The sequence below is a fragment of the Cupriavidus lacunae genome, from assembly GCF_003353055.1.
GTDB lineage: Bacteria > Pseudomonadota > Gammaproteobacteria > Burkholderiales > Burkholderiaceae > Cupriavidus > Cupriavidus lacunae.
Genome location: NZ_QKWJ01000046.1, coordinates 17,884 through 43,173, shown reverse-complemented (window position 1 = coordinate 43,173; position 25,290 = coordinate 17,884). Strand labels below are relative to the sequence as shown.

Annotated in this window: 19 protein-coding genes and 2 pseudogenes; 6 read left to right on the top strand and 15 right to left on the bottom strand. The window is 64.7% G+C overall.

What is annotated here, in order from left to right; translation table 11 throughout:
- Window positions 1-13: 13 nt before the first annotated feature.
- The 3 genes and pseudogenes from DN412_RS27450 to DN412_RS27440 all read right to left on the bottom strand — a co-directional run bounded on the left by DN412_RS27450 (window position 14) and on the right by DN412_RS27440 (window position 2,548).
- Entirely contained in the window at window positions 14-1,066 is a 1,053-nt protein-coding gene (locus DN412_RS27450; protein WP_115214455.1) for an alpha/beta fold hydrolase, read from the bottom strand.
- 433 nt (window positions 1,067-1,499) lie between these two features.
- Window positions 1,500-1,814: pseudogene (locus tag DN412_RS44730) on the bottom strand (nitrilase-related carbon-nitrogen hydrolase); the annotation flags it as partial.
- 275 nt (window positions 1,815-2,089) lie between these two features.
- Entirely contained in the window at window positions 2,090-2,548 is a 459-nt protein-coding gene (locus tag DN412_RS27440; protein WP_115214454.1) for a DUF6130 family protein, read from the bottom strand.
- Window positions 2,549-2,693: 145 nt separating this feature from the next.
- Here DN412_RS27440 and DN412_RS27435 point away from each other — a divergent pair, with 145 nt between their 5' ends.
- Window positions 2,694-3,692, top strand: a complete 999-nt coding sequence (locus DN412_RS27435; protein ID WP_341868080.1) for an epoxide hydrolase family protein — start codon at window positions 2,694-2,696, stop codon at window positions 3,690-3,692.
- Window positions 3,693-4,075: 383 nt separating this feature from the next.
- Here the strand turns inward: DN412_RS27435 and DN412_RS27430 are convergent, their stop codons facing one another.
- A complete protein-coding gene (locus DN412_RS27430; protein ID WP_115214452.1) occupies window positions 4,076-4,972 on the bottom strand; it encodes a LysR family transcriptional regulator in 897 nt (298 codons plus the stop codon).
- Window positions 4,973-5,098: 126 nt separating this feature from the next.
- On the opposite strand from DN412_RS27430, the gene DN412_RS27425 reads away from it, so the two are divergent.
- Genes DN412_RS27425 through DN412_RS27415 form a run of 3 tightly spaced genes read left to right on the top strand, consistent with a single transcriptional unit; the run spans window position 5,099 to window position 7,427 of the window.
- Entirely contained in the window at window positions 5,099-5,842 is a 744-nt protein-coding gene (locus DN412_RS27425) for an SDR family oxidoreductase (RefSeq protein ID WP_115214451.1), read from the top strand.
- 48 nt (window positions 5,843-5,890) lie between these two features.
- Window positions 5,891-6,784: an SDR family oxidoreductase gene (locus DN412_RS27420; RefSeq protein ID WP_115214450.1), complete on the top strand. Its 894-nt coding sequence runs from the start codon at window positions 5,891-5,893 to the stop codon at window positions 6,782-6,784.
- A 52-nt stretch (window positions 6,785-6,836) separates the two neighbouring features.
- Entirely contained in the window at window positions 6,837-7,427 is a 591-nt protein-coding gene (locus DN412_RS27415) for a cyclic nucleotide-binding domain-containing protein (protein WP_115214449.1), read from the top strand.
- A gap of 88 nt (window positions 7,428-7,515) precedes the next feature.
- On the opposite strand, the gene DN412_RS27410 is transcribed toward DN412_RS27415, so the two are convergent.
- The 8 genes and pseudogenes from DN412_RS27410 to DN412_RS27375 all read right to left on the bottom strand — a co-directional run bounded on the left by DN412_RS27410 (window position 7,516) and on the right by DN412_RS27375 (window position 16,939).
- A complete protein-coding gene (locus tag DN412_RS27410) occupies window positions 7,516-8,985 on the bottom strand; it encodes an aldehyde dehydrogenase family protein (RefSeq protein ID WP_115214448.1) in 1,470 nt (489 codons plus the stop codon).
- Between the two features lie 62 nt (window positions 8,986-9,047).
- Window positions 9,048-10,043: a Bug family tripartite tricarboxylate transporter substrate binding protein gene (locus DN412_RS27405; protein ID WP_115214447.1), complete on the bottom strand. Its 996-nt coding sequence runs from the start codon at window positions 10,041-10,043 to the stop codon at window positions 9,048-9,050.
- Between the two features lie 37 nt (window positions 10,044-10,080).
- Complete coding sequence (locus DN412_RS27400; protein WP_244222804.1) at window positions 10,081-10,857, bottom strand: class II aldolase/adducin family protein; 777 nt, start codon at window positions 10,855-10,857, stop codon at window positions 10,081-10,083.
- A 75-nt stretch (window positions 10,858-10,932) separates the two neighbouring features.
- Window positions 10,933-12,042, bottom strand: a complete 1,110-nt coding sequence (locus DN412_RS27395; protein ID WP_115214445.1) for a porin — start codon at window positions 12,040-12,042, stop codon at window positions 10,933-10,935.
- A gap of 33 nt (window positions 12,043-12,075) precedes the next feature.
- Complete coding sequence (locus DN412_RS27390) at window positions 12,076-13,389, bottom strand: MFS transporter (protein WP_115214444.1); 1,314 nt, start codon at window positions 13,387-13,389, stop codon at window positions 12,076-12,078.
- Window positions 13,390-13,515: 126 nt separating this feature from the next.
- The gene (locus tag DN412_RS27385; RefSeq protein WP_115214443.1) at window positions 13,516-14,355 is read right to left on the bottom strand and encodes a VOC family protein; all 840 of its coding nucleotides are present in this window, start codon (window positions 14,353-14,355) and stop codon (window positions 13,516-13,518) included.
- A 23-nt stretch (window positions 14,356-14,378) separates the two neighbouring features.
- A pseudogene (locus DN412_RS27380) lies at window positions 14,379-16,054 on the bottom strand (bifunctional 3-(3-hydroxy-phenyl)propionate/3-hydroxycinnamic acid hydroxylase).
- 36 nt (window positions 16,055-16,090) lie between these two features.
- Entirely contained in the window at window positions 16,091-16,939 is an 849-nt protein-coding gene (locus tag DN412_RS27375; RefSeq protein WP_115214442.1) for a fumarylacetoacetate hydrolase family protein, read from the bottom strand.
- A gap of 195 nt (window positions 16,940-17,134) precedes the next feature.
- On the opposite strand from DN412_RS27375, the gene DN412_RS27370 reads away from it, so the two are divergent.
- Window positions 17,135-17,917 (top strand): IclR family transcriptional regulator, encoded by a 783-nt coding sequence (locus tag DN412_RS27370; protein WP_115214441.1) that lies wholly within the window; start codon window positions 17,135-17,137, stop codon window positions 17,915-17,917.
- Between the two features lie 533 nt (window positions 17,918-18,450).
- Here DN412_RS27370 and DN412_RS27365 read toward each other — a convergent pair.
- Complete coding sequence (locus DN412_RS27365) at window positions 18,451-19,629, bottom strand: hypothetical protein (protein WP_115214440.1); 1,179 nt, start codon at window positions 19,627-19,629, stop codon at window positions 18,451-18,453.
- A gap of 290 nt (window positions 19,630-19,919) precedes the next feature.
- On the opposite strand from DN412_RS27365, the gene DN412_RS44725 reads away from it, so the two are divergent.
- The gene (locus tag DN412_RS44725) at window positions 19,920-21,497 is read left to right on the top strand and encodes a transporter (protein WP_244222803.1); all 1,578 of its coding nucleotides are present in this window, start codon (window positions 19,920-19,922) and stop codon (window positions 21,495-21,497) included.
- 16 nt (window positions 21,498-21,513) lie between these two features.
- On the opposite strand, the gene DN412_RS27350 is transcribed toward DN412_RS44725, so the two are convergent.
- Together DN412_RS27350 and DN412_RS27345 are read right to left on the bottom strand one after the other, a co-directional pair.
- A complete protein-coding gene (locus tag DN412_RS27350) occupies window positions 21,514-22,935 on the bottom strand; it encodes a DUF2252 domain-containing protein (protein ID WP_115214439.1) in 1,422 nt (473 codons plus the stop codon).
- Between the two features lie 13 nt (window positions 22,936-22,948).
- Window positions 22,949-24,634, bottom strand: coding sequence for a SulP family inorganic anion transporter (locus DN412_RS27345; RefSeq protein ID WP_115214438.1), 1,686 nt, complete (start codon window positions 24,632-24,634; stop codon window positions 22,949-22,951).
- Between the last annotated feature and the right edge of the window lie 656 nt (window positions 24,635-25,290).

The window sequence follows — 25,290 nt, the reverse complement described above, 5'->3', positions numbered from 1 at the left end:
CACCAGCTCGCGCCTAGAGCGCGGTAACGTCGAGCACTGCCTGCGCGAACGCCGTTGGCGCCTCCTGTGGAAGGTTGTGACCGATGCCGCCGGTCAGATCGCGGTGTTCATACCTGCCGGTGAACTTGCTGCGATACGCACTGGGAGGGGGATGCGGCGCACCGTTGGCGTCGCCTTCCATAGTGATCGTCGGCACCCCGATCGTGGGCGCGGCCGCGAGCTGCTTTTCGATGTCGTCGTATTTCGCTTCGCCTTCGGCGAGACCTTGCCGCCAACGATAGTTGTGTACGCTGACGGCCACATGATCGGGATTCCGGAACGCGCCGGCGCTGCGTTCGAAGGTGGCGTCGTCGAACTTCCAGAGCGGCGACGCCTGCTGCCAGATCAGCCGCGTGAAGTCGTGCGTGTATTTCTGGTAGCCCTCGCGGCCGCGATCGGTCGCCAGATAGAACTGATACCACCACTCATGCTCGGCGACGGGCGGCAGCGGCATCCTGCCCGCCGCCTGACTGCCGATCAGGTAGCCGCTGACAGCCACCAGCCCGTTGCAGCGTTCCGGCCACAGCGCAGCGATGATGTCGACGGTTCGCGCGCCCCAGTCGAATCCCGCGAGGACGGTTTTCTGGATGCGGAGTGCATCCATCAGCGCGACGATGTCCTGTGCCACGGCTGCCGGCTGGCCATTGCGCAGCGAGTCGTTCGACAGGAAAGTGGTCGAGCCATAGCCACGCAGGTAAGGAACGATTACGCGGTAGCCGCGCGACGCCACCTGCGGCGCGGCATCGACGAAGGCGTGAATGTCGTACGGCCAGCCATGGAGCATGAGCACGGGAGGGCCATTGGCGGGGCCGACCTCGGCGTAACCGATGTTGAGCAGCCCGGCCTTGATCTGTTTGATCGAGGCAAAAGCCTTATGCGTACCCGGCGTGGTGGCAGGCAGCGGCGCGGCTTTTGCCGGCCCAGGCTGGGCCATGGCGGAGCGCAGCGTGCCAACCTGCGCCGCAGCGAGTGCCAGGGCTGCGGCGCCCAGGAAATCCCGGCGAGGGCGATCGATTTCTCTTGTCATACTCCTCTCCTGCATACGCTGGACGCGATTCGCGGCAACTCGATAGTCAATCTAGCTTTGCGACGGTCATTTGCAAACCAGAAAGTGGTGTGCGGCGCAGGCGGCATGGCCGCCGCCAGGCAGGAGCGACGGGGAGGCAGGCCGTCTGGCGCGGCGGCCCTGCTCATGTGACCTTAGGGCTATACAGCATCAGCCGCCGGGTTTCGCGGACAATTGTCCCTGCAGAAATTCTGCTGATCGCGTTCTGGCAACGAGTTCAGCTCGCTATTCCTGCAGGAAGTGGCCGGTGTTTTCGAGATGCAGGGTCGTGAGGTTGGACACCCGGGGAGGAATGACCTTGCTCATCCACCTGTAGGCCGGCCCCCCACTGCGAGGACCGGCGGGTCCAGCTTGCCGTTCGACGGCGATCACGGTGTAGTGCTCGGCCAGCGCCGGCATGACCTTGTGGAATGTCCGCCATGCCTCCGGCCAACCTGGCAGTAGCACCGTAGTGCTCCCAGCATGCCAACTGGCCAATCCGTCCGACCTTGCTGTCGACGGCACGCAGGCCCGATCCGTCGCCCTGGCCCCAGACCATCCGTTCGAAGTGAGTGGGGGTGATCTTGCGGCGGCGCTTGATCAGCGTACCGTCGGCGTCGAATAGCAATTGCGTGTTGTACAGGGTGCCGCCGTCACGCTCGTTGACGCCGATAGACACCACCATGCCCGCCTGGCGGGCGGCTTCGCCGATCGCGTCGGTGGCCCGCGATATCTGCCGGCTGCGTGTGAGCAGGCAGTCACGCAGGATCTCCCTGCCTACCGTGTCGCACTCGTTATGCCGAACGTCTGAAGTCATACCTGCCAACGTGTTGTAGATGCAGCAAACTGGCTTGGGCAGCCTTGCTGGAATCGCCGGGTTGCGATGTTCCAATGCTTTGCAGAGGTATTTAAGGCGACGGTTGTATCCCGTCTGGATCGCGGTCGACCCGTTCTCGTAATGCAATGTGTCGGCGTAGGCCCGGGATACAGACGGGTAAAAGTTGCTTAACGATGAGAACCCGATCCCTTCAAGTCGGGTACGGTCACGGTGACGATCTCGGCGGCGAGGATCTTGTGGCTGGGATCGGCGAGTTCGAGGCGCAGCTTATGTGGACCGGGCGCGAGTCCCACCACGATGACGGGATCCTCGCTGGTATGGGCCCACGTGCCAGGCGTGTCGTCAACGGTCACGTGCAGGTGCCCGATACGCGGTGACAGCCCCACGGCGGTCTTGCCGAATACCGGCATCACGCGGAAATGCTCGGTCCGGAACTGGACGATGACGACACCACGTGCCAGGGGTTCGGCCAGCGGCGGGTAAGGAATCAGCCTGGGGGCGGGTTCCGAGTCGAGCGGCAGGATTGCCGGAGGGCGGTAGGCATCCGGCACGGTTTGTGCGAACGGCGTCACGCAGAATGCCGCGCTGGCCGCGGCGACTGACAGGTGTCTCAGTAGGAGGCGCATGGTGTTTTCCTTTCTTGCAGATGGGTTACCTCGACGCACGAGCCCGTTTCGGCCACGTGTGTAGGTACAGAGTAGGCGTGCCATGAAGGCTCGGACACCGTAGTCGGAAGGTTTGCAGCCGCAGTCGCGCGGAGCGGACTAGCGGATAAGGGCCGAGGCGAAGCTCAATGCCTGGCCCCAGTTCATGACGGACATCGACGGCCTGGACATTCATTTCATCCACGTGCGTTCTCACCATGCCAACGCGTTGCCGCTCATCATGACCCACGGCTGGCCAGGCTCAGTCTTCGAGTTGCTCAATGTTATCGGTCCGCCGACCGACCCCACCGCGCACGGCGGCTCGGCCAATGATGCCTTTCACCTGGTCATTCCCTCGATTCCCGGCTTCGGCTTTTCGCACAAGCCCCCGGAAGGTGGCTGGAACCCCGACCGCGTCGCGCGCTCGTGGGACGTCCTGATGAAGCGGCTCGGCTATACACGCTATGTTTCGCAGGGCGGCGACTGGGGTGCCATCATCTCCGACTCGCTTGGACGTCTGGCGCCCGACGGTCTGCTTGGCATCCACGTGAACCGGATCGAACGCGCAACGACCCTGCCACCGGAGGTCGCCAGAGCGCTGATGAACGGCGAGCCGGCCCCGGGCGGCCTCACGCCTGCAGAAGGAGAGGCCTTCAACCAGTCCAGGGGGTTTCTCAACAAGGGATTCGGAAATGCCGCCATCATGCAGACGCGGCCGCAGACCATCGGCTATGGCGTGGCCGATTCGCCGGTGGGGCTGGCGGCGTGGATCTATGACAAGCAGGCAGACTGGGTATTCACGCGTGGCGATCCCGAACGAGCGCTAGGCCGCGATGCGATCCTCGATAACATCACGCTTTACTGGTTGACCAATACCGGAGCGTCGAGTGGGAGGATCTACTGGGAAACTGCGGCGGCCGCGGCAAAGACCTCGCCTATCACGGTCCCGGCGGCAGCGACCATCTTCCCCGGCGAGGTTTACCGGCCGCCAAAGCACTGGGTGGCACGTGCCTATCAGAACCTGATCTTCTTCAACCGCGTGGACAAGGGCGGACACTTCGCCGCGTGGGAAGAACCGCAATTGTTTAGCACGGAACTACGACTCGCGTTCCGGTCGCTGCGCTGAGCGCGGGCCATTGTGCCGCCTGTACGGTGAAACTGGCCGGACAGGCGCGTCCCGCAATGAGATCCTTATCGGGAAGGCGCCTCTACAGGCGATATTGCGCGGGATTGTCGATTGCCAGGGAGTCTGGTGATCGAAAGCTGGCGGGATCCGGCTCCCCGCAGCTATCGGCCGTACGACCGAAACTGGCTGCGCAGCGACGACCCGGTCCAAGAAGCAATGGCCGTTTGTCAGCCAGTTCCGTCATCGAAAATCTCGGGGCGACGGACTCAAACTGGCCGACATGCGCCAACCGCCGGTCGAATGCTGGCCGGCGCAACCCACTGCGGCCACCGCGTCCAGCGCTACTTCAATGGCAGGCTCCAAGGTTCAGCGGTCATCCGCGCTTAGGTGTCTTCTCGAGCTGCAAAGATTTCGCGCAGCCATTGCGCGAAGACCCGAACCCGTGACGAGAGCTGGCGATTCTGCGAATACAGGACGGAGACAGGCATCGGCGGGCACGGGAAGTCCCGCAGGACAATTTTCAAGCGACCCGACGCCAGTTCCGCGGCCACCCGGTAGCGGGGCACCTGCACCAGCCCCAGCCCGGCTACCGCCGCGCCGGTGTAGAGGTCGGCGCCGGTCACCGAAACGACCGCAGGAAGCTGGACTGGCGTCACCTGGCCGTTCAAGGTGAATTCGAGCGGAACGGCCTTGCCGGTCGCGCTGGAGATGTAGTTCACGGCCCGATGCGCCGCCAGTGCCTGCAAGTCGGCCGGCTCGCCATATTTCTCGAGATAGCCGGGGCTGGCGACGGTCACCTGCTCCAGCAGCGCGATCTGCCTGCCTACCATCGATGAGTCCTGCAGCGTGCCTGCTCGCAAGACGCAATCGACGCCTTCGCGCACCAGGTCCACCAGGCGGTCGTCTTCGCCGATCTGCAGTTCGATCTGCGGGTACTGGGCCAGGAAATCCGGCAGCGCCGGCACCACGAAATGGCGGGCCAGCGTGCCTTGCAGATTCACACGTAGCAGCCCTTTGGGCGCCGTGTTCCGGAACGACCCCTCGGCCTCTTCCAGATCGGCAATCAGCCGCACGCAGCGGCGGTAGTACGCCTCGCCGTCATGCGTCAGCCGCACCGTGCGGGTGGTGCGCTCCAGCAGCCGCGTGCCGAGCCGCTGTTCCAACCGCTTGATCAGGTTAGTGACGGTCGCACGGGGAATCTGCAAGTCGTCGGATGCCTGTGTGAAGCTCTGCCGCTCGGCAATACGCACAAAGGCCTGCATTTCCTGGAAGCGATCCATCAGGCACTCATTTGGGCTTTATTGTTAAAGCATACGGAAATATGTTACCAGAAAAACGGCAATTATCTTTGGGAAGGAATGATCCACTATTCGTTTCACCACCAACCCCAAATGAGGAAACGAATCATGAATCAAGCCAACAACGCCAATGTCGCCATCGTTACCGGTGCATCGCGCGGCATCGGCGCCGCTGTCGCACAGCGGCTGGCACAAGACGGCTTCGCCGTGGCGGTCAACTACGCTTCGAGCCCCGCCCAGGCGGACGCGCTGGTCGCCAGCCTGCAAGCGGGTGGCGCCAGGGCCATCGCCGTCAGGGCCGATGTCTCGGACGCCGGCGAAGTGCGGCGCATGTTCGAGATCGTCGAACAGCAACTCGGCAAGGTCGATGTGCTGGTGAACAACGCCGGCGTACTGAAGACGGAGCCCCTGGCCGACACCAGCGACGCGCTCTTCGACCAGACCTTCGGCATCAATGTGCGCGGCACCTTCAACACGCTGCGCGAAGCCGCCGCGCGCCTGAACGATGGCGGGCGCATCGTCAATTTCTCCAGCACCACGCTGGCCCTGAACATGCCCGGCTATGCGGTCTACAACGCGACCAAGGCGGCGGTCGAGTCGTTCACGCACGTGTTCGCCAAGGAATTGCGCGGCCGCAACATCACCGTGAACGCGGTGGCGCCGGGCCCGATCGCAACATCGCTGTTCCTCGATGGCAAGACTGAAGAACAGATCCAGGCCTTCGCAAAGATGCCGCCGCTGCAGCGCCTGGGCCAGCCCGAGGACATTGCCGGCGTGGTGTCGTTCCTCGCTGGCCCTGATGCGGGCTGGGTGAACGGCCAGATCCTGCGTGCCAATGGCGGCGTCGCCTGACCGGGTCACCCTCCAATCCATCCATCGTCACTGCACAGGAGTTCGATCATGCAACAAGTTGTCCTGGTAACTGGCGCCGGCAGCGGCATTGGCAAGCTGTCCGCACAGTCCCTGGCCCTGGCTGGCCACGCGGTGTACGCATCAATGCGCGACATCGATGGCCGCAACAAAGGCCGTGCGGACGAAGTCCGGCAATGGGCCGCCGAACGCGGCGTGACCCTGCACCCGCTGGAGCTCGATGTGCTGTCGCAGGAATCGGCCGATGCCGCGGCCGCGGCGATTGTCCGCGAGCACGGTCGCATCGACGTGGTGATGCAGAACGCTGGCCACCTCGTGGTGGGGCCCACCGAGGCGTTCACACCCGAGGAAATGATGCGGGTCTTCGATACCAACCTGTTCGGCGCGCAACGCGTGAACCGCGCGGTGCTGCCGTACATGAGGGGGCGTGAGGCGGGCCTGATGCTGTGGATCAGCAGCACCACGACCAAGGGCGGTTTCCCGCCGTTCATGGGCCCGTATGGCGCGGCCAAGGCGGCGATGGATTCCCTTGCGGTCACGCTGGCCTACGAGATCGCGCGCTTCGGCATCGAGACTTCGATCGTGGTCCCCGGCGCGTTCACCAAGGGCACGTCGCATTTTCCTACCGCGGGCAAGCCGGCCGATGCAGCAAGGGCCGCAACTTACAGCCGCTATGACGGCGTCATGGACCAGATCGGCGAACGCCTGACCGCGTTGACGCCCGACGACGCCGACCCGCAGGCCGTGGCCGACGAGATCGTGCGGATCGTGGACATGTCGGCAGGGTCCCGCCCCATGCGCGCGGTGATCGATTTCGTCGGTGATGGAGCCCGGGAAGTCCTGGAAGTGTCTGAGCGCGTACGGATCGACTTCGCCAGGCGGATCGGCATGGGCGACCTGCTCGACGCCAGGGTCAGCCGGTAGGCAAATGCAGCGCGGGCCTGGCAGGGCCCGTGCCTGCCTTCTGGAGATGACCATGAAGCGATGGATTTGCCTTGCGTCTGCAGCATTGCTGCCGGCGCTAATCAGCGCATGCGATGCGCAGCCAACGCGGCGCGACGATGCCGCCGCCACACAGAGGAAACCCATGAAAGCCTCGATCACTTACCTGCACCTGTTGCGCAAGACACCGTTCTTCACCAGCTTGTCTACGCCGCAGTTGCGCTTGACGATCAGCCACTCGCGCGAGTGGGAGGCCGAAGCCGGCACCGTTATCGCGCAATGCCAGGATGACTCTGTTACCTCCCCAGATATCTGGATTTTGCTTGACGGAGGATGGCGGCTCGAACATGACGGCCACAGTTACCCGGCAGGCCATGCGGACGCAGGAAAGTGGTTCAGCGCGCGTCAGGTGACCGGAGGTTGCCGCCTGGTCACCACGGAACACAGTTACGTCATGCTGATCACGCGCGCCGATTTCGACGACATGCTTGCGCAGGGATTTGCTTTTGACAAGCACCTGGCCGAGGGATATCGCTACTATCGCGAGATCTTTGCAGACGTGCCGGCTGCGACAAGGCCGGGCAGCAGCCGGGATAGTGACCAGGCCGGACTGGATGCGCGATAGCCTGGGGAAGGGCGAGGGAACACCATGGGCAGATCGGGGGCGATTTTGCCTGCGCCCCCGATCCCGCTACCGGCGTCCCGGTCTCCGGTTACCTGTACCCGAACGGGCCGACGAGGTTGATCGCCTTGGTCTCGGTATAGCTCAGCATCTCCTCGATACCTTCCTCACGGCCAACTCCGGAACTCTTGTAGCCGCCATACGGCATGCCCTTGAAATGCGTGCCGACGCCGTTGACCCAGATATATCCCGTGCGAAGCCGCGTCGAAGTCGCCAGCGCGGCCTGGATGTCCCAGGTCCAGACCGAGGCGGTCAGGCCGTACTCCACACCATTGGCCATACGCAGTGCCTCCTCCGGCGTTGACCAACGCATGATGGACAAGATAGGACCAAACACCTCCTCCTGTGCGATGCGCATCTGGGGCGTCACGTCGGCGAAAACGGTCGGCTCGATCCAGTAGCCGCGTTTGAAGGGCTCGCCGGCTGGCCGTTTGCCGCCGGTCACCAGGCGGGCGCCATCACGCCTGGCGATTTCAACGTAGTCGAGGACGCGCTGGTATTGCGCCTGTGAATTGATGGCCCCCATATCGGTCTCGGCCGACTGGGGATCGCCCAGGCGGATCCGGGCGACGCGTGCAGCCACCGCCTCGACGAACTGGTCATAGATACTGTCATGGACCAGCAGGCGGCTGGTGGACCCGCAGGACTGGCCTTGCCACAGGAAGTTCATGCCGCGCACGGCAGCGTCCTTGGCGGCTTCAAGATCAGCATCGGGGAAGACGATCAGCGGGTTCTTGCCGCCAAGCTCGAGTGAAATATGCTTGCCGCCCACTTCGGCCGCGCTCCGCTGAATCTGCCGGCCCGTGGCGGGCGATCCGATGAAGGCAATGCGCTTGATGCGAGGATTCCGCGCGATGGCATCGCCGGCGTCCTTGCCGAGCCCGGTGACGATGTTCATGACGCCGGCCGGCAAGACGTCCCGGCAGATCTCCGCGAGCATCGTGGCAGAAAGGGAGCTGGTCTCGGGCGGTTTGACCACCACGGCGTTGCCCGCCATCAGGGCGGCAGCCGTGCGCGCCGTGGCGAACATGAGGGGATGATTGAACGGCACGATGCGGCCAACCACGCCGTAGGGCTCGCGCACCGTGAAATGCAGCGATTCAGCCGTTGCCGGGATGGTTTCCCCCTTCAGCTCATAGCCAAGACCGGCATAGAAGTTCAGTCCCCACGCCGCATCGGCAACGTCGCGCCGCAGCGACGTCACCGTATTGCCTGTGTCGGCAACCTCTACGGTCAGCAAGGATTCGGCCTGCTCGGTCAGGCGCCGGGCGACTTCGCGCAGCCGCTCCGCGCGGCCTTCGACGCCCAGCGCCTGCCATGCGGGCCAGGCGTGCTCGGCGGCTGCCGCGGCACGCTCGACATCGTCAGCATTGCCAGCCGGAATGTGTCCGATGACTGCCTCGGTGGCCGGATTGAGGCTGGGCAGCCATTGGCCGCCGACGCTTTCGCACAACTCGCCGTCAATCAGCATCGGGCGTTGGTTTCGTTCATTCAGGTGCATGGAGTGACTCCTGGGTGACGGTTGTCCAAGGGATGAGCGGCGCCTTTCGGGCAGAGTCTTCCCTATTCGAGATGTATGCCGTTGCGGCGAATAAAGGCTGCCCATTGCTCACGCTCCTTCTGCAGGCTGCCGCGGAACGCATCAGGCGTATCGAATACGGGAACGAGCGCGTGCGCTTCCAGTGCAGCAGTCAGCTCCGGCGTCTTCATCGCCTGCACGACCTGATCGCTCAGCTTGCGCAGCACGGCGGGCGGGACGCCGGTGGGAGCAAACACACTGAACGATGTCCATACCTGGACCCCCTTGAGTCCGGCGTCGGCCAGGGATGGCACTGCGGGCAGCAGTCGGGTCTTTTCGTTGACCGCGATCGCGATCAGCTTGCCGGACTTGATGAACTGCTGCACCGAACTAAGATCGGTGAACATGAACTTCAGGCGGCCGCTGAGCAGGTCCTGATACGCAGGACCCACGCCCTTGTAGGGCACATGCAGGAAGCGGGCGCCCGTCGATTCCTCGATCATCCGCACGCCGAGATACGGTGGGCTGCCTTCTCCGGCGGAGCCATACGGCAGCTCTCCCGGCTTCTCCTTCGCAAGCCGGATCAGGTCCGAAAATGTCCGGATGCCAGCGTCTGGCGTGGCAACCAGTACCATGGGCGCCATCACGCCGCGCGCGATCGGAACCAGGTCGCGCTCCACATCGAACGGCAGCTTGCTGTACAGCGCCGGACTGATTGCAACGGCGGCATTGGCGGTAATGAGGAAGGTGTAGCCGTCGGGTGTGGCGCGCGACACAGCCTGCGTGCCGACATGGCCACTGGCGCCCGGGCGATTCTCAACGACAAAGGACTGCTTCATCGATTTGGACAGGGTGGTGGCGAGCAGCCGCGCGTACACGTCGGTGCCGCCACCCGCAGCCGACGGCACAATCAGCCTGACCGGCCTTGCCGGCCATTCGGCAGCCGCAGCCGGCCTGGTCCAGCCTGCCACAGCGCCCGCGAGTGCCGCGGCGAACAGGGCATAGGCCCGCAGGCGCGGCAATAGTTGTGCGGTGATCATTGGATGTCTCCTAGTGTTGTCGCGTGTTTTCGACCCGTCAGGCGACGGTCGAATGCCGGGCGGACCGTTGCCACAGGTCCCATGCCCGGCTGACCTGCTGCGCGTTGGTAGCTTCCGCAGCAAGGGCCTCTTTGTCGGAGAGGTACTCGATGTCGCCGAGGCGATGGGAATCCAGCACCAGGCGGGCATTTTTCTCGGTATAGATGGCGCAATAGACCGCCTGCCGCAGCGAGCCGGCGGCCACTGTGGCTCCGTGTCCGCGCATCAGGACGACAGCGGCCTTGCCGAGCCTGGCAGCCAGTGCCTGACCCAGGGCCGCGTCGCGGATGAGCAGATCTGACCCCGGGCCGGCCGCTTCACGGATTTCGAACACCGGTGTCCCGCGTGCCAGGAAGCCGCTCATGTGGCATACCGGCCGCAGCGTGGCGTTCCTGACCACGCCGAACGGGATCACTGCCAGTGAATGGCTATGCACCACGGCCATGACGTCGGGCCTGGCGCGATAGATGGCGCTGTGGATGAAACGCTCAAGGAAGACGGCCGGAACCGCGCCGTCGATGGCCGTGGCGTCGCCGTGCGCAACGGGATTGGCGTCAAGGTCGAGCGTAAGCAGATCGGCGCCCGTCACGAGCGCGGGTGCCATGCTGCGGGCCAGGACAAAGCGGTCGGCGCGCTGCGGGGAACGCATGCTGACGTGGCCAAAGGCGTCCAGCACGCCTTCGTGGTACAGGATATGGTTCGCATCCACGAGGTCCTGCATGCCGTCGGCAACTGCGGCGGGCTCTCCGGGAGCATGGGGTATTGGGGCAGGCAAGGCTGTCTCCTGTTGGTTTGTGGCGCGCCGGTTCTGGCGTCGGCGCCAGCGCAGCGGCTTCAGGGGTTCAAAAATTCAGAAGATATGTTTGACGCCGACCATGGCGCCGAACTGGTTGCCGCCCGGCGCGGCGCCGGCGCCGGCAGCGCCGGAACTGACCGAAAGCGCGAGGTTGCCGCGGTTATCGATGAAGCCGGCCGTGCCATAGACCGAGGTGCGCCGGCTAAAGGCGTAGGTACCTCGCGCGGCATAGAGCCAGGCCTTGTTGGGGCTGTTGTGGTAGCGCAGCAGGAAAACTTCGCCGTCGACGCTCAACGCAGGCGTGATGGCATATGAGGCCCCGCCAAACCACAGGTCGCTGCGCGGCGTAGGACTACCATCGTTGTCGCGCCGGATCACGCCGCCGCCCAGCTTGGCCTTGCCGACATTGGCGTAGGCGTTCAGCGCGAGACGATCATCCTTCAACCCGCTGCTGGTCAGGCCAGCCGCCGCGCCCTGGCCGCCGCGCAGGGAATCGTAGGCGACACTTGCGCCCCAGGTTCCGGTTTCGTACTTGACCAATGCGGACCATTCCCGGCAGGCGCGGTGGTCGGCCGGATTCTCGCCGGCGCATTGCGTGGCAGTGGGTCCTGAGCCGGCAAGCGCGGTATCGCGGCCGAAGCTGTAGGTGGCACCGACGGTCAGCCCGCCGAAGGTTCCCTTGTACGACACCGCATTGTCGGCGCGCGAGCTGGGCAGGTAGCTGTCCAGCGACGATGATCCGAACGTGTTAGGCCCCAGCATGTCGGGCTCCAGCATCGACCAGAACAGCATGGTGTACTGCCGCCCGAACGCCACCTGACCCCAGCCGCCGGAGAGTCCCACCAGCGCCTGGCGTCCGAACAGGCGGCCGCCCTGGTTGGAGGTGCCCGCATCGGGGGCAAATCCCGACTCAAGCACGAAGATGCTTTTCAGTCCGCCACCCAGGTCCTCGCTCCCCCGCAGGCCCCAGCGCGATGGCACAGTGCCCGCCAATCCCGGCATGCGGACCACGCTGTTCCTGGCGGTGCCGATGTTCGACACGTACTCGATTCCCGTATCCACCACGCCATAAAGGATCACTGACTGCGCCATGGACATCGCCGGCAGGCCAGCCAGGGCGCCGAACACCAGCGTCGTGGCCGGGATGCGCTTCTTTTTTTTCATATTGTCTCCTCCATCACCTCTGATTTGTCCTGCCTATGTGCGGGCCTTGCGATTGCCGGCGATCGCGATTGCGGCAACCAGTGCCGGTACGATGCCGGCCAGAAAGATGTGCGCGACGTCCCATTGCAGACCCAGCATCACGCCGCCCAGCAACGGGCCGCAAATGGAGCCGACGCGGCCCATGCCAATGGCGCAGCCAACGCCGGTGGCCCGCATGTGGGTGGGGTAGATCTCCGCAGCCAGTGCATTGAGGCCGGCCTGCGCGCCCTGCACCGCAACGCCAATGAGCAGGCTTACCGTGGCCACCGCTGCAAAGCTGGCCGACCAGTTGGCCAGCACCACGGCAAGCGCCGCATAGCCAAGCAGTTCGCACAGCAGGACGCGCCTGGCGCCGAAGCGGTTCATCAGCGGACCCTGTGCAATTGAGCCGGCCACGCCGCCGATGCTGAACAGCGAAATCGCCGTGATGCCGACCGAGGCGGGATGCCTCGCGCTGATCAGCAGTGCAGGCATCCAGCTCACGATGAAATACAGCACCACCAGGTTCAGGAAATAGGGGATCCACAGCAAGACCGTCTCCGCCGCCCGCCCGTCGGTGAAGAGTTCGCGCACGGGCACGCCGCCGCGCGGTGCCTGGGGGGCGCGATATACTTGCGAGGCTCCCAGCTCCGGAGCAATCCGCTGCATGATCGCCGCTACCCGTCCCGCATCGCCGCCGCGGGCAATCAGGAAGCGCGCAGATTCCGGCATGAACGCGGCCGCCAGCAAGGCCACTGCCAGCGGCAGGACGCCACCCACGACGAACACCGAGTGCCAACCGTGCACCGGCAGCAACGCCGAGCTGACCAGCCCGCCGAGCACGGCGCCAAGCGGCATGCCGCACATCAGCGTGGCCACCGTGGTGCGGGCGTGCCGCTTCGGCGCATATTCGGAGGCCAGCGAGATCGCATTGGGCAGGGCGCCGCCCAGGCCAATTCCGGTCAGCAATCGCAGGATCAGCAACTGATCGAAGCTGGTTGCATAAGCCGTGGCCAGTGACAGACTGCCGAACAGCAGCGAAGACAGCACGATCATCGTCTTTCTGCCATGCCGGTCTGCCAGCGGCCCGAGCACAACAGCGCCGATCAGCATGCCGACCAGGCCGGCGCTGAAGACGGGCCCGAAAGACCTGACAGGGATGCCCAGCTCCGCGGACATGGCGGGCGCCAGCATGCCGATCGTCTGGGTATCGAAACCGTCCAGCACTGCCACGAGGATGCACAGCCCGATGGCCCAGCATTGCATGCGCCCCAGCGGGCGGCTGTCTATCACCTCATGAACGAACAGTGAGGGGGATGAGGTATTCATGGTTGTCTCCATGCGCGGGATGGTCCCGTCGCCTTGAACGCGGCGCGGACGGCTGGATTGCCGTCCCGGCCGCCTGTGGTGTCGCCCCTCGTGCATGGCGAGGCGGCTGGCACCATGGGGGCCTGCTCAGGTGCGGATCCAGCCACGGCCCCAGGAGTTGAGCGTGTACTCCTCGTGTGGCCAGACACCCGGCAGGCCGCCGGCATCCACCTGCACCAGTTCGGCCGACAGCTCGATCCGGTTGCCGTCGGGATCGGTCACCATGAAGAAGAGGTTGTTGCCCGGACCATGGCGCCCCGGCCCGAAGAAGATGGACCGGCGCGCGCGCGCGAAGCGGTCGCCCCAGTCCCGGATGTCGTTCCAGCTCCGCGTCTCGTAGCAGTGGTGGTCCCAGGCATTGTTCGATCCACGGAAGAACGCCAGGCTGTGATGCTCATCGTCCGAACGCAGGAAGCACGTCATGAGCGCGCCGTCCTCATCCACGACCTCATCTGAGACGGCGAATCCAATCCTGTTCACATAGAAATCCAGCACCTTCTCCAGTTCGGTGGTCTGGAACACCGTGTGCTGCACGCGCGCCGCCATGCGGTCGGCAGAACGCGGCACCCTGGCCACGCCCAGGATCAGCCGCCGGCCCTGCGGGTCGCGCACGGTGAAAGCGTCGTCGTGGAAGAGCAGGCTGGCAGTTGAAGGCGGTGGCTCGGCCAGATCGTCCAGCCGGGCCCGTAGCAGGGCGAGCGCCGCGTGATCACGGGCAGTGTAGGCTGCCGCAGCGAGCTCGCCGGGCTTGCCATCGCCGATGACGACGGCGCGCTCGCCCGCGGCCAGCACGATGGCATCGCCATGGCTGTTCATCCGCGCCAGCTCGAATAGGTCCTCGTAGAAGGCGGCGAGCGCCTCGGGCTTGTCACTGGTGACATGCAGGTGATGAAGGGACAGCGGCGTGTCAGTTTGCAGGCTGCTCATGGTTTTCCTCCGGTTTTAGGTGATCAGTGGCCAGCGGGGGACGCGGCGTGTGCCTGAGATGTCATGGCGTCCTGCCCCGCGCCTTGCCCGGGATCGATATGGCGAGCGAAGCGGGCCGCGAGAGCGTCGGCATGCGACGGTTCGCAAATCGCGGCGATATAGCGGTCGGGCCGAACCAGGATCAGGCGACCTTGCATCGCGTGGAAGCTCGCGGGCCATTGGGGGCCGGGCAGGCACACCACCTCAAAGCCAGACGACCGTGCCATGCCTGCCAGCGCGGCATCCGGCCCCGGCAGCAGAAGCACACGTGCAGCGCCAAGGCGGCGCCACAGCGGGTGCGCTGCGATCTGCGTCAGCCCGGCGGCGTCAATGCCAAGCGCGAGCAGCGCAAAGCGATGTCCGATCACGTCGTCGAGCGGCACCTGCAGACCGTCAGCAATTGCCACGGACGGCTGGGACAGCATCGTCCCGACCAGCCTGGCGGTGTCGGGCTGCATGACCTCGAGCACGCCCGCGCGGCCGGCGTTCAGACGCGGCTTGGGCTTGAACTTCATCTTGAGGAAGTAGTCGCGTACCGGCGGCACCAACGCCGTAGCGGTAAAGAACGACGCCACAGCCCAGGCGCGCAGACGGCTGGACGGCGCCATCACGACCCCAAGGTTCAACGCCAGCCGGATCAGTGCCCACGCGTGGTCGCGCCGTTCGGCTTCGTAGCTGTCCAGCGTCGATGGTCGCATCGTGCCGCGCAGCACTGCCGCCAGCTTCCATCCGAGGTTGTGCGCATCGCGTACACCGCTGTTCATGCCCTGTCCCGCATAGGGGGGGTGAGATGCGCTGCATCCCCGGCCAGGAAGACCCGACCCTTGCGCCAGTGGTCCGCAACTCGGGCATGGAAGGTGTAGACGGTCTTGCGCACCACGTTGGTCTTGCGCTCGCCGCGGAATGGTCGAAGCAGCTCGCTGACGCGCTCGGGCCGCAACGTTGCCTCGTCGGTTTCCTGGGGCCTGAGCAGAAACTCGAAGCGGCGGGTGCGATTCGGCCCCGGCACTTCCACTACCGGACGCCGCGCATCGCAATAGGCGCGCGTCTGCCAGAATGGATCGTCGTCATCCTCGGTGTCCACCACCAGCCAGCGCGCGTTAAAGGAGGACCCCACCAGGGTCGAGCCGATTGCCTGGCGAACCGAGCTGCGGCCGCCGTCGGTGCCTACCAGGTACGCCGCCCGCACAGTGATGGAACCCTGCGGCCCATTCACGACCGCACTGACGCCCGCGTCGTCCTGCGTGAATCCATCCAGCGTATGGCTGAACAAGACCTGGACCGAACCAAAGCGCTGCAGCCCCTCGCACAAGGTGGCTTCGAACAGCGGTTGCCGGAAGGCGTTGCGCTTCGGAAAGCCATAGTCGCTCGCCGTCGGCTCCACCTTGCCAAAGCAGCGGCCGTGAGGACGCGTGTAGTAATGGACGCCATAGCCCGGCACCACGTCCTTCATCACCGGCTCGATCAGCCCGATCGCCTGCATGGTGCGAAGCGACTCGTCATCGATCGAAACGGCCCGCGGCTCTGCCACGGTGGACGGCTTGCGGTCGATCAGCACCGTGTCGATGCCGTGCTGGCCGAGGATATTGGCCAGCGTGAGCCCGGTCGGGCCGGCGCCTACCACCAATACCGCGGTGCGCAGGGTTTCCGTGCTTTGCATGATTTGTCTCCTGTGTGCCGTGCCTCCGCGAGGTCCTTACTCATCGCGGATGGTGTTGCGCAGCACGCCGATCGCGGAAATCTCAACCTCGACGACATCACCGGCTCGCATCCACAGCGGCGGCTCGCGGAAGGCGCCAACGCCTCCGGTGGTGCCGGTGATGATGACGTCGCCCGGGCGCAGCTCGGTAAAGGTGGCGCAGTAGGCAATGACCTCGCCCACGCTGAATATCAGGTCGTCGGTGGTGGCCTGTTGCACGACCTCGCCATTCAGCCGGGTGGTCAGCGAGAGCCGCGACGGATCGGGAATCTCGTCGGCGGTCACGAGCCAGGGCCCGAAGGCGCCGGTCTGCGGGAAGTTCTTGCCGGGTGTGAACTGGATGGTGTGCTTCTGCCAGTCGCGCACACTGCCGTCGTTGTAGCAGGCGTAGCCCGCCACGTGGCTGAGGGCATCTGCGGCACTAACGTGCCGCGCGGTCTTGCCGATGACCACCGCCAATTCGCCTTCGAAATCCAGCTTTTCCGAAGCCCTGGGACGAAGGATCGGCTGCTCGTGGGCGGTTTGAGAATCGGCAAAGCGCGTGAAGAACATTGGATACCTGGGCATCTCTCGCCCCGTTTCCTTCACGTGCGATGCGTAGTTGATACCTACGCAGAGGATCTTCGCGGGGTTCGGGATAACCGGCAGAAAGCGGACTTCGGACAGCGAAATGGTCGCTTCACTCTGCTTGGCGATTTCCGCGATGGCCGGCAGCGCGCCGCGCTCGAGCGCATCCCGGAGGCTCGTGCCGAGCGCTGCCCGATGAGGGCCCAGGTCAATCACACGGTCACCGGCAACCACGCCGAAGGAGTGCTGGTTACGGTACTCAAAACTTAGTAGCTTCACTGTCGTCCCCTGAAGGTGATGGTGCCATCACAAGCGCCTTGTGTTGGCCGTTCGATGAATGCAGTATTGTCATATTTTGATAAAAACACACGTAACGTTTACCAGAATACTCATATAAGGATAATTTGTTGGCTTCAAGGCGACGGAATTTGATGCTATGCTTCAGGCAGACGAATTTCTGGCGAGAGACGGGCAATGGCAACCGATCGTGCCTTGGGGGTGCTGGGGCTTTTTTCCCTGGAGAAGCCGATCTGGACAGCGGAGGAGGTGGCGGCGCGGCTAGAGGTGTCGATCAGCAGCGCCTACCGCTACCTGTCGAACCTGATGGAGATTGGCTTGGTAGCGCCGGCTGGCGCAGGGCGCTATGTGCTTGGCCCCGCGATCATTCAGCTGGACCGGCAGATCCAGCTGACCGACCCCATGCTGCAACTGGCGCGTCCGGTCATGGAAGAGCTGATCGGCTTTGCGCCGGCCGGCTCGGTGATGCTGCTGTGCCGCGCGTTCGCCGACTCGGTGCTTTGCGTGCACCAGGTGCTCGGGCCCGGCCCGCAATCCGTGGTCAGCTACGAACGCGGGCGTCCCATGCCCATGTTTCGCGGTGCTACGTCAAGGATCATCCTGGCTTATCAGCAGACCCGGACGCTGCAGGCGATCTATCACAAGCACGCCGATGAAATCCGCTCGGCGGGCCTTGGCGACGACTGGGCCACGTTCCGCCAGGCGTTAAGCCAGTTGCGCCGCGCGGGGCACGCGGTCTCTCACGGACAGATTGACCGCGGACGCGTTGGACTTGCCGCACCCGTGCTCAGCGAAGATGGCCGCGCCATCGGCAGCCTGAGCTACGTGGTTTCGGAATCCGCAATCGACGCGCGCGGCATCACGCGCCTGACACATCTGCTTGCGGCCGCGGCAAACGAAATCAGCGTTGCATTGCAGTCGCAGGATCCGACCTCTGATGCTGGCCAGCGTCAGGCATAGGCATGAGCATCCGAAACTCGAGAGTGCGTGCACTAAGGTAACGCTGACGTTTCCCTGCGGCGGGAGCTATGTTCTCGCCACGAAGCTTGAGTTCTCTGACGACTTCAGTGCAATACAGGCCATCTCTGGGAGGCATTGGCCGAAGGGATGTTCTTAGATTTTTCCCAACCGTGACCGCAGCCCGGCCGGACCATTCTTCCGTATCGAGCACTCGGAACGGACAAAGAGGGCGCACGGTACGGGCGCGCTTGATGCGGGCGCCAGCACGGCGCGGGCTTGCAAAATTGGCGATAGCCATATTCGGTTGTCCTTGAAGCGGATAGATACGCAAGCGCCCTGTGAAACAAGCCCCCCGGTGCGTGATGCGATGCTGCATCGACCGGTTGAATCGGCAGCCATGAGCGGTCGGTAGCGGGCATCATCATTCGATCACTCGGCCAGCGCGACGCAGTAGCCCCTGCGCGATCAGTCCAGTCGCGACAGCGCGCACTTGGCGCTCCTGGCTTGGCGACGGTCGCCATTAGTGAAAAAAATCAGAACCGCAACAGCCCGCGGGCCGCTTGCCTGACCTCAGGCGAGGAGAAGCGGAAGACTGCGCGATCGAGCAGGTAGTGGATGAAGCCGGTCGCGAAGCCCAGCGCCAGCAGCGCCGGCACGAAAGGTGAAGAGCGCAGCCAGCGCGCCGCCTCGCCGAAGATGCGATCGGCGTAGGCGTATTCGTCGGTCACGGCCTCTACCTCCAGTACCGGTAGCAGCAGGGTGGAGGCGACGGCGAGCACGAGCAGAACGGCCCAGCCGCGTCGATTGATGGGCGCCAGCAACCGCTGCCAGTGCGTGCCAGGCGCCTGGTCCCCCCCGGAAGCCGCGAGCGAGGCGAGTCCCATTGCCGCGCTCCAATGCTGCACGCTCCACAGCACGATGAACAGGAAGGGGTCGCGCGCGAGGAAGGCGAAGAGCACCATGGACGAGACGCTGAGGACGTAGGCCACGCGCGGCAGCGATGCGCGCTGCGAGCGCAGTTCGACGCATAGCATCAGGGCGGTCAGGATCACGACGAAGGAAACGCCGCCATCGTGCAGCGTGCGCGCGAACATGTCCGACCAGCCCTCGCCCAGCAGCGGGTCGATCCAGCGATCCTGGAAGGCAATCGATCCTGCCAGGGCGTCTGCCAGTACGACGAAACCGCCGCCCACGACAAGCGCGAACCACCGGTCAAGCCGTCGCGTGACTGCGTCAGACGATCGTCCCGCGCGCGCGCGGTAGAGGCTAAGCAGCCCAAAGTGCTGCGCGGCGAAATGGTGACTCACCAGCAGGTAGTCGAGGACGGCCAACCAGACCACGCGCTCAGTCAGCGGCATCGGCAGCACGCTCTCGGGAGTCAGAAACAGGGCGAAGCAGGCCACGGCGATGGCCAACGGGGCCACTACGAAGCGCAGCCGCTGCGTGGCGAGCAGGTGACGGTAGGCCGGGGTTGCGTAGGCCAACCAGGCCGATGAGACGCGGTGGCCGAACCATAGAGGTACCGCGAAGGCGAAGAACAGCCCGTCCACCGGGCTGGCGCGCACGTCGTCATGACCCCGCGCCAGCAGAAGGACCAGGGGGGCTAACCACAGTGCATTCAGCACCCAAACGAGGTCCCACGCCGGGTTTTTGATCCAGCGGATGGTGGGCTTCTTGGCTTCGCGGTTGCCGCGTAACTGACCCTTGGCCATGATGGGACTCCCAGGAATTGCTTGCCGGGTGGCAGTCCCAGCATACTGCGCATAAGGATCAAGGGAAATATCTTCCTAACGCCCGCGGATGAACTGAAAGGGTCGCCGGCTGGGGTCTAGATCGGACCGCCGCCACGACCTCATCTTGCTGATGCGTCCACCTGCCGCCGCTTCAGGCCGAAGTCGGACCGCATCCAGAGTGCGTCGAAGCATGCGCTGCGCGCAAGAACTTGGTCCAGCCGCTGACCTTCGAGGAATTTGCCGAAAAAGTATCAACCTGAGCTGGACACATGGAGAACGTGTGCACGCGTCCGGCAAGCCGGTTCTTGAAAGGCTTGGTGGGGGTCTTGTGCTTCTGCGGGTCGCTTGCTTCGGCGCAGCATTCCCTGGCGCCAGATGTCGCACCGGGGGCTCGCTCTGCCCAGCCGACCAACAAGACCGGCGCTGCGCCGGTGCGCAGGCTCAACCTCGCCACCAAGCAGTGGAAGGGCGACTTCGACGCGACGCTCGAGCACCGGGTTGTCCGCGTGCTGGTGCCCTACAGCCGCACCTTGTACTTCAGTGAGCGGGGCCACAAACGCGGATTGACTGCGGATCTGGTGCGCGAGTTCGAGCGATACCTGAACAGGAAATATGCCAGCCGGCTTGGCAAGCGGCCGCTGACTGTCATTATCATCCCCAGGGCGGGCAACCTGACAGAGGCGGAGGAGCGGCTGAAGCTGGTCGACTTTGCCGCGCCACGCGACCAGAAGCCGGTGCGCGAACTGGTGGTGACCGGCCCCAGGACGCCCATCCTGAACAGCGGGCGGGTTCGGCATCCGCCGACTGAGGGGAAGGCGCCGGCCGGCCCATCCGCCGAAGCTTGGCTTTTCCTGCACGCCGGGGAATTATGCCGCCCGCCGTCGTCCATAATGCCCGCATACATAGGTAAATTGATCGAAGGCGTCGTCATGCCAGCTTTTGGACGGACCATTGTCACCTGGTGGGTATGGCTTGCTCTCTGGGGTCTGACGGTTGCCCACGCACAGGAACTGGAACCTCGTGCTTATTCCGCCTTGCCTGTCGGCGCGAACTTTCTCGCTGCGACCTATACGTTGCTGACCGGCGACGTCCTGACCGACCCGTCACTGCCCATCACGGATGTGCACGCCAGGATAAACATCTATGGGGCCGGCTATGTGCGCGCGTTCGACCTCGCCGGGCGAACGGCTTCGATCGGCCTGGCCATACCTTTCGCGAGCGGCGATGTCAGTGGAAACGTGTTCGACGCACCGAACTTCATTCACCGCGCGGGAATTGGCGATGTCCGAATGCGGCTGGCCGTCAATTTTGTGGGCGGTCCAGCACTGAGTCCCGCTGATTTTGCAAGGCGGGCGTCGACTGGCATGCTTGGCGGGAGTGTTACAGTCATTGCCCCAACGGGGCAATACAATGCGAACCGCTTGATCAATATTGGTGCCCATCGCTGGGCTGTGAAATCGGAAATCGGGTTGTCGCGGCCGATCGGCAATTGGTTTGCAGAAGTCTCCGCGGGTGTGTGGGTGTTCGGAGACAACACGGCTTTCCTCGGCAGCAACCGGCGAGCACAATCGCCCCTCGGCGTACTACAGTTGCATGGCGGCTACCAGTTCCGGCCTGCCTTGTGGATTGCCGCCGATGCTGGCTTCTATACCGGCGGCAACACCTCGGTGAACGGCGTGACTAATGCCGATCGGCAGGAAAACTCACGCTACGGCATCACGCTATCGGTACCGATCGTCCGAGGCTGGTCTGCCAAGCTGGGCGCGTCCAGGGGATTGATAACCCGCGCAGGGGGCGATTACAAGGCAATCACGCTGGCGCTTCAATACCAGTGGCTGGACGGTTGAAGCCGCCGCCGCACGCTTAGCTCTCCTCGATTTTCGCGTCGATGCGCCCTTCACGGATCGCGGCAATGAAGGCACGGTAGTCGCTCCGGTTCTGCGAGCAGTACTCAGTGGCGAACTCGCAGATCGCATCGTCGAAAGTTTGCCCGGAACCCATGTACCCCGCGATCATCGCCGCGTCGCCAGACCGCGCATGTGCGCGGGCCAGCGCGTGGGCGCACATCCGGCCATACTGCCTCAGCAGGCCGGCATCCCAGTCCTCGATCACGGCGGACATCTTCATGTCGCGCATCTGGCGGATATAGAAATCGCGCCCGCTCTTGCCGCGGGTCCAGCCCAGGAAGACGTCGCTCGCGGACTGCATCAGCCGCTGGCCGACGATGACGCGCTGGCCGTGGTTAGGATATACGCTTCTGCCGGCGTACGGCTCCAGTACCGACGCCCGTGCCTCCTTCACCTGCAGGAATAGCGGATCGTTGTCGGCCGCCATGAACAGGCCCACCCCGCACATCGTGCCGACGCTGCCGACGCCGACCACCTTGATGGCCATGTCGAAGAAATGGAAGCGGTCGAACAGCACCCGCGTATGGTCGGCCAGACTCTCGCGATACGCCGCAATGGCTTCCTCGTAGCCCGAAGCCAACCCTGGGGCGAGGTCTTCCGGCGGATGGAAGATCAGCGGCGGCTCATCCTTGATGCGCGGCGTTTCCCCTTCCGCCGAGACAAGCTTGGGATACAGGTGCTCGGGCACGGATTTGCGCCGCTCCACCTCGATGCGCTCCGCCAGCCGCTTGCGCACCGCCGCGACGATGTCGGGGTCGCCAGAGCGGTCCTCATACTTCTGCAGGTCGATGCGGTCGTACCAGACGTCGAGCGCGCGCATCCAGCCGTAGTTGTGCATCCGTTCGCGGTATTCGCGCACTGCGTTCGTCACCACGCGGGCCGCGTCGCTCTTCGGCAGTGCGAGGTGCTCCGCCGCGATGACGATGCTGGCCGCCAGCCGCTTCAGGTCCCATTCGAAGGGTGCCGGGAGCGTCTCGTCGAGATCGTTGATGTCGAAGATGATGTTGCGCTCCGGCGTGGCGAAGCCGCCGAAGTTCATCAGGTGCGCGTCGCCGCAGGCCTGCACGCGGATGTCACTCGTGGGCGCGCCCGCCAGGTCGGCTGCCATGACCGCCGCCGCGCCCCGGTAGAAGGCGAAGGGCGAGGCCGACATGCGGCCGAAGCGGATGGGGACCAGTTCCATCATCCGGCCGGCGTTCGATTCTTCCAGCAGAGTCACCGGGTCGCGACGGTCGGGGGCTGGCGTCCAGCCAGATTGAGAAGAGCGCGGCACCGTGTCGCGCAGGGCCCGGCCCCTGGCGGCACGCTCGTCGGCGGTCAGGTAGGCGGACGCGGGGGCGCTCTCGCCGTTGCGAAGGGTCTTGTCTGCCTTGGTCATGGTGCATCCTTCGTTATTGCCGTTGTTCCGGCATCGGCCTGGCGGCATTGCCGGACCCGTGCTGGAATTCGTCGACTGCATCGGCCACGGTGGGACGGCGGCCGATATGCCCGATCCGCGCTTCCAGCCCCTCGGCGCGCAGCATGTCGCGTGCGGCCGCGTGCGCGCCGACGAGGCGCAGCGCGATGCCGGCCGCCCCCAGCTCGTCGACGAGGGTCGAAAGCATCCGCGCGCCGGCCAAGTCGACGACGGGGCTGAGGGAGAGGTCGCAGATCACCAGCCGCACCGGGCCAGCGCCAGTCCGCACGCGCCACCGGATGGCTGTGCGCACATGCTCCACGTTGAAATAAACCAGCGACGCCTCGGGGCGCAAGACCAGCACGCCCGCAACCGGCTGGTTGTCCGGGTGGCGTTCCATGTCGGAGAAGATCCGCGTGCCGGAAATACGGCCGAGCAAGGCTACATGCGGGTGCGCGGTGCGGCGGATCAACAGCAGCATCGACACCAGCACCGCCACGATCACCCCTTTCAGAATGCCCAGTAGCAGTACGGCGGCGAAAGCCACCATCGACACCGCAAACTCGAAACGGCTCACGCGCCAGACGTGGCGCAGCTCGGCAATGTTGATCAGCCCCTTGACCGCCACCAGCACGATGGCAGCAAGCACCACGTTGGGCAGGTTGGCAAGCATGCCGGTCAGGAACATCAGGCACAGTCCGATCGTCACGGAAGCGAATACCAGTGCGAGCGGCGTGCGGGCGCCGGCCTTGTCGTTGACGGACGATTGCGACAGGCCCCCCGCGACCGGATAGGCCTGGAACAGCCCGGCCGCCAGGTTCGCCGCGCCGAGCCCAAGCAGTTCCTGGCGCGGGTCGATCTCGTAGCCGTGCGCCTGCGCGAGCGCACGCGCCGCCGACACGCTCTCCACATAGGACAGCAGCAGGCAGGCAAACGCCAGCGGAATCACCCCGTCCACATCGCTCGGCCGAAGTCCCGGGAGATGGAACGCCGGCAGCCCTTGCGGCAGTGCACCAACGACCTTGAAGCCCAATGCGCCCAGCGGCGTCACCGACAGGACGATGATGGAAAGCACAACCACGAACAACGCCACGGGGCGCCCCGGCAGGTACTTCTCGCCCAGCAGCAGAACGGCCAGCGCGGCCAGTCCGAAGGCCAGCACGGCCAGGTTGGTGTCAGGAATCTGTCCGGCGAGAATGGCGACGCGGTCGAAGAAGGACTCCCCGCCGCCCTTGACCCCGAACNGTAACAGCCATGCCACCGCGCACATGACCGCGATCAGCAGCGCCGTCAGCGCCGCGATGGAAGCCCAGCGCCCCGGATCGCCCCCCGCCATGCCCGCTACCGTAACGCCCACCAGCATCGAGATCGCCGAAGTCGGTCCGATGGCGAGCTGGCGCGACGAGCCCAGGAGCGCGTAGGCGAGACCGCCGGCCAGGTAGCAATAGATCCCGTACTGCGGCGGCAGGCCGGCGAGCGACGCATAGGCGAGGGATACAGGAATGCCGTAGGCGGCCAGCGTCACGCCCGCGATCATGTCGTGCCGCAACCACTGCGCCTGGTAGGCGGGCAGCCAGCGGCCAGGGGGAAACACACCACGCCATCCGCGGACGCCAGTGGTGTCGTCCCGGATGCCGACACCGGATTCCAGGCCATTGGCCTGAGAAGCGTTTCTGCCCATGGCGCCCCTCCTTTTGCGATGCCCTTGCGTGCCACGAGACCGGTGCCAAGCCGGGCGCCCTTCGGACGCCATCGCACCCGTCCTTCTGAAGGAAGTAAAGGCGATTGGCCTATCAATAGATATAAAACTAGCTGCCCTATGGGCGTTCGGATTGACCTACGTCCTGAGGCCCCGGGTGACCCCAGCCCAGCGCCAGGAGCGCGACCGAGCACGCGACGCATTGTTTTTTCCGAATCCGTACCGTGACCCTGAAGGCAGGGACAATCCGGGCTGATCAAGCGGGGAAGCAACCTCATCGAATCCATCGCGCGCCAAGACCGCCTTCACCTGAGCTGCCCTCCTGCCCTTGGGCCAGTACCTTCGACTCCTCATTCCCGGTTGGCTTCATCGTGGCGCACGGAATGTTGCCGGGGCGTCTGACCGCGTGGGCGATGAAGAGACGATCGCCGTCCTCGCTTGGAAGGCTGTAGCCGTCTCTGCCATTCGGCAGGATCGCGGCGAGCGACCGTTACGGCACCGATTCACGGACATTCGTGTGGCCTCGGCCATCTTCCACGGCAAGGCGCGTGATGCTCGTCGCCTCCTGTCCGCCAATCAAAGTAGCTTCAGGCGGGGTGGATGTCCCATCGATTAGGTCCTTTAGGATTACAAGAAGA

What these genes read in the sequence shown, in the direction of transcription:
- DN412_RS27430 (WP_115214452.1), bottom strand. Translation starts at nt 4,972, where the DNA reads ATGGATCGCTTCCAGGAAATGCAGGCCTTTGTGCGTATTGCCGAGCGG.
- DN412_RS27450 (WP_115214455.1), bottom strand. Translation starts at nt 1,066, where the DNA reads ATGACAAGAGAAATCGATCGCCCTCGCCGGGATTTCCTGGGCGCCGCA.
- DN412_RS27370 (WP_115214441.1), top strand. Translation starts at nt 17,135, where the DNA reads ATGGCAACCGATCGTGCCTTGGGGGTGCTGGGGCTTTTTTCCCTGGAG.
- DN412_RS27410 (WP_115214448.1), bottom strand. Translation starts at nt 8,985, where the DNA reads ATGCACCTGAATGAACGAAACCAACGCCCGATGCTGATTGACGGCGAG.
- DN412_RS27425 (WP_115214451.1), top strand. Translation starts at nt 5,099, where the DNA reads ATGAATCAAGCCAACAACGCCAATGTCGCCATCGTTACCGGTGCATCG.
- DN412_RS27395 (WP_115214445.1), bottom strand. Translation starts at nt 12,042, where the DNA reads ATGAAAAAAAAGAAGCGCATCCCGGCCACGACGCTGGTGTTCGGCGCC.
- DN412_RS27390 (WP_115214444.1), bottom strand. Translation starts at nt 13,389, where the DNA reads ATGAATACCTCATCCCCCTCACTGTTCGTTCATGAGGTGATAGACAGC.
- DN412_RS27350 (WP_115214439.1), bottom strand. Translation starts at nt 22,935, where the DNA reads ATGACCAAGGCAGACAAGACCCTTCGCAACGGCGAGAGCGCCCCCGCG.
- DN412_RS44725 (WP_244222803.1), top strand. Translation starts at nt 19,920, where the DNA reads ATGGAGAACGTGTGCACGCGTCCGGCAAGCCGGTTCTTGAAAGGCTTG.
- DN412_RS27420 (WP_115214450.1), top strand. Translation starts at nt 5,891, where the DNA reads ATGCAACAAGTTGTCCTGGTAACTGGCGCCGGCAGCGGCATTGGCAAG.
- DN412_RS27415 (WP_115214449.1), top strand. Translation starts at nt 6,837, where the DNA reads ATGAAGCGATGGATTTGCCTTGCGTCTGCAGCATTGCTGCCGGCGCTA.
- DN412_RS27365 (WP_115214440.1), bottom strand. Translation starts at nt 19,629, where the DNA reads ATGGCCAAGGGTCAGTTACGCGGCAACCGCGAAGCCAAGAAGCCCACC.
- DN412_RS27440 (WP_115214454.1), bottom strand. Translation starts at nt 2,548, where the DNA reads ATGCGCCTCCTACTGAGACACCTGTCAGTCGCCGCGGCCAGCGCGGCA.
- DN412_RS27405 (WP_115214447.1), bottom strand. Translation starts at nt 10,043, where the DNA reads ATGATCACCGCACAACTATTGCCGCGCCTGCGGGCCTATGCCCTGTTC.
- DN412_RS27385 (WP_115214443.1), bottom strand. Translation starts at nt 14,355, where the DNA reads ATGAGCAGCCTGCAAACTGACACGCCGCTGTCCCTTCATCACCTGCAT.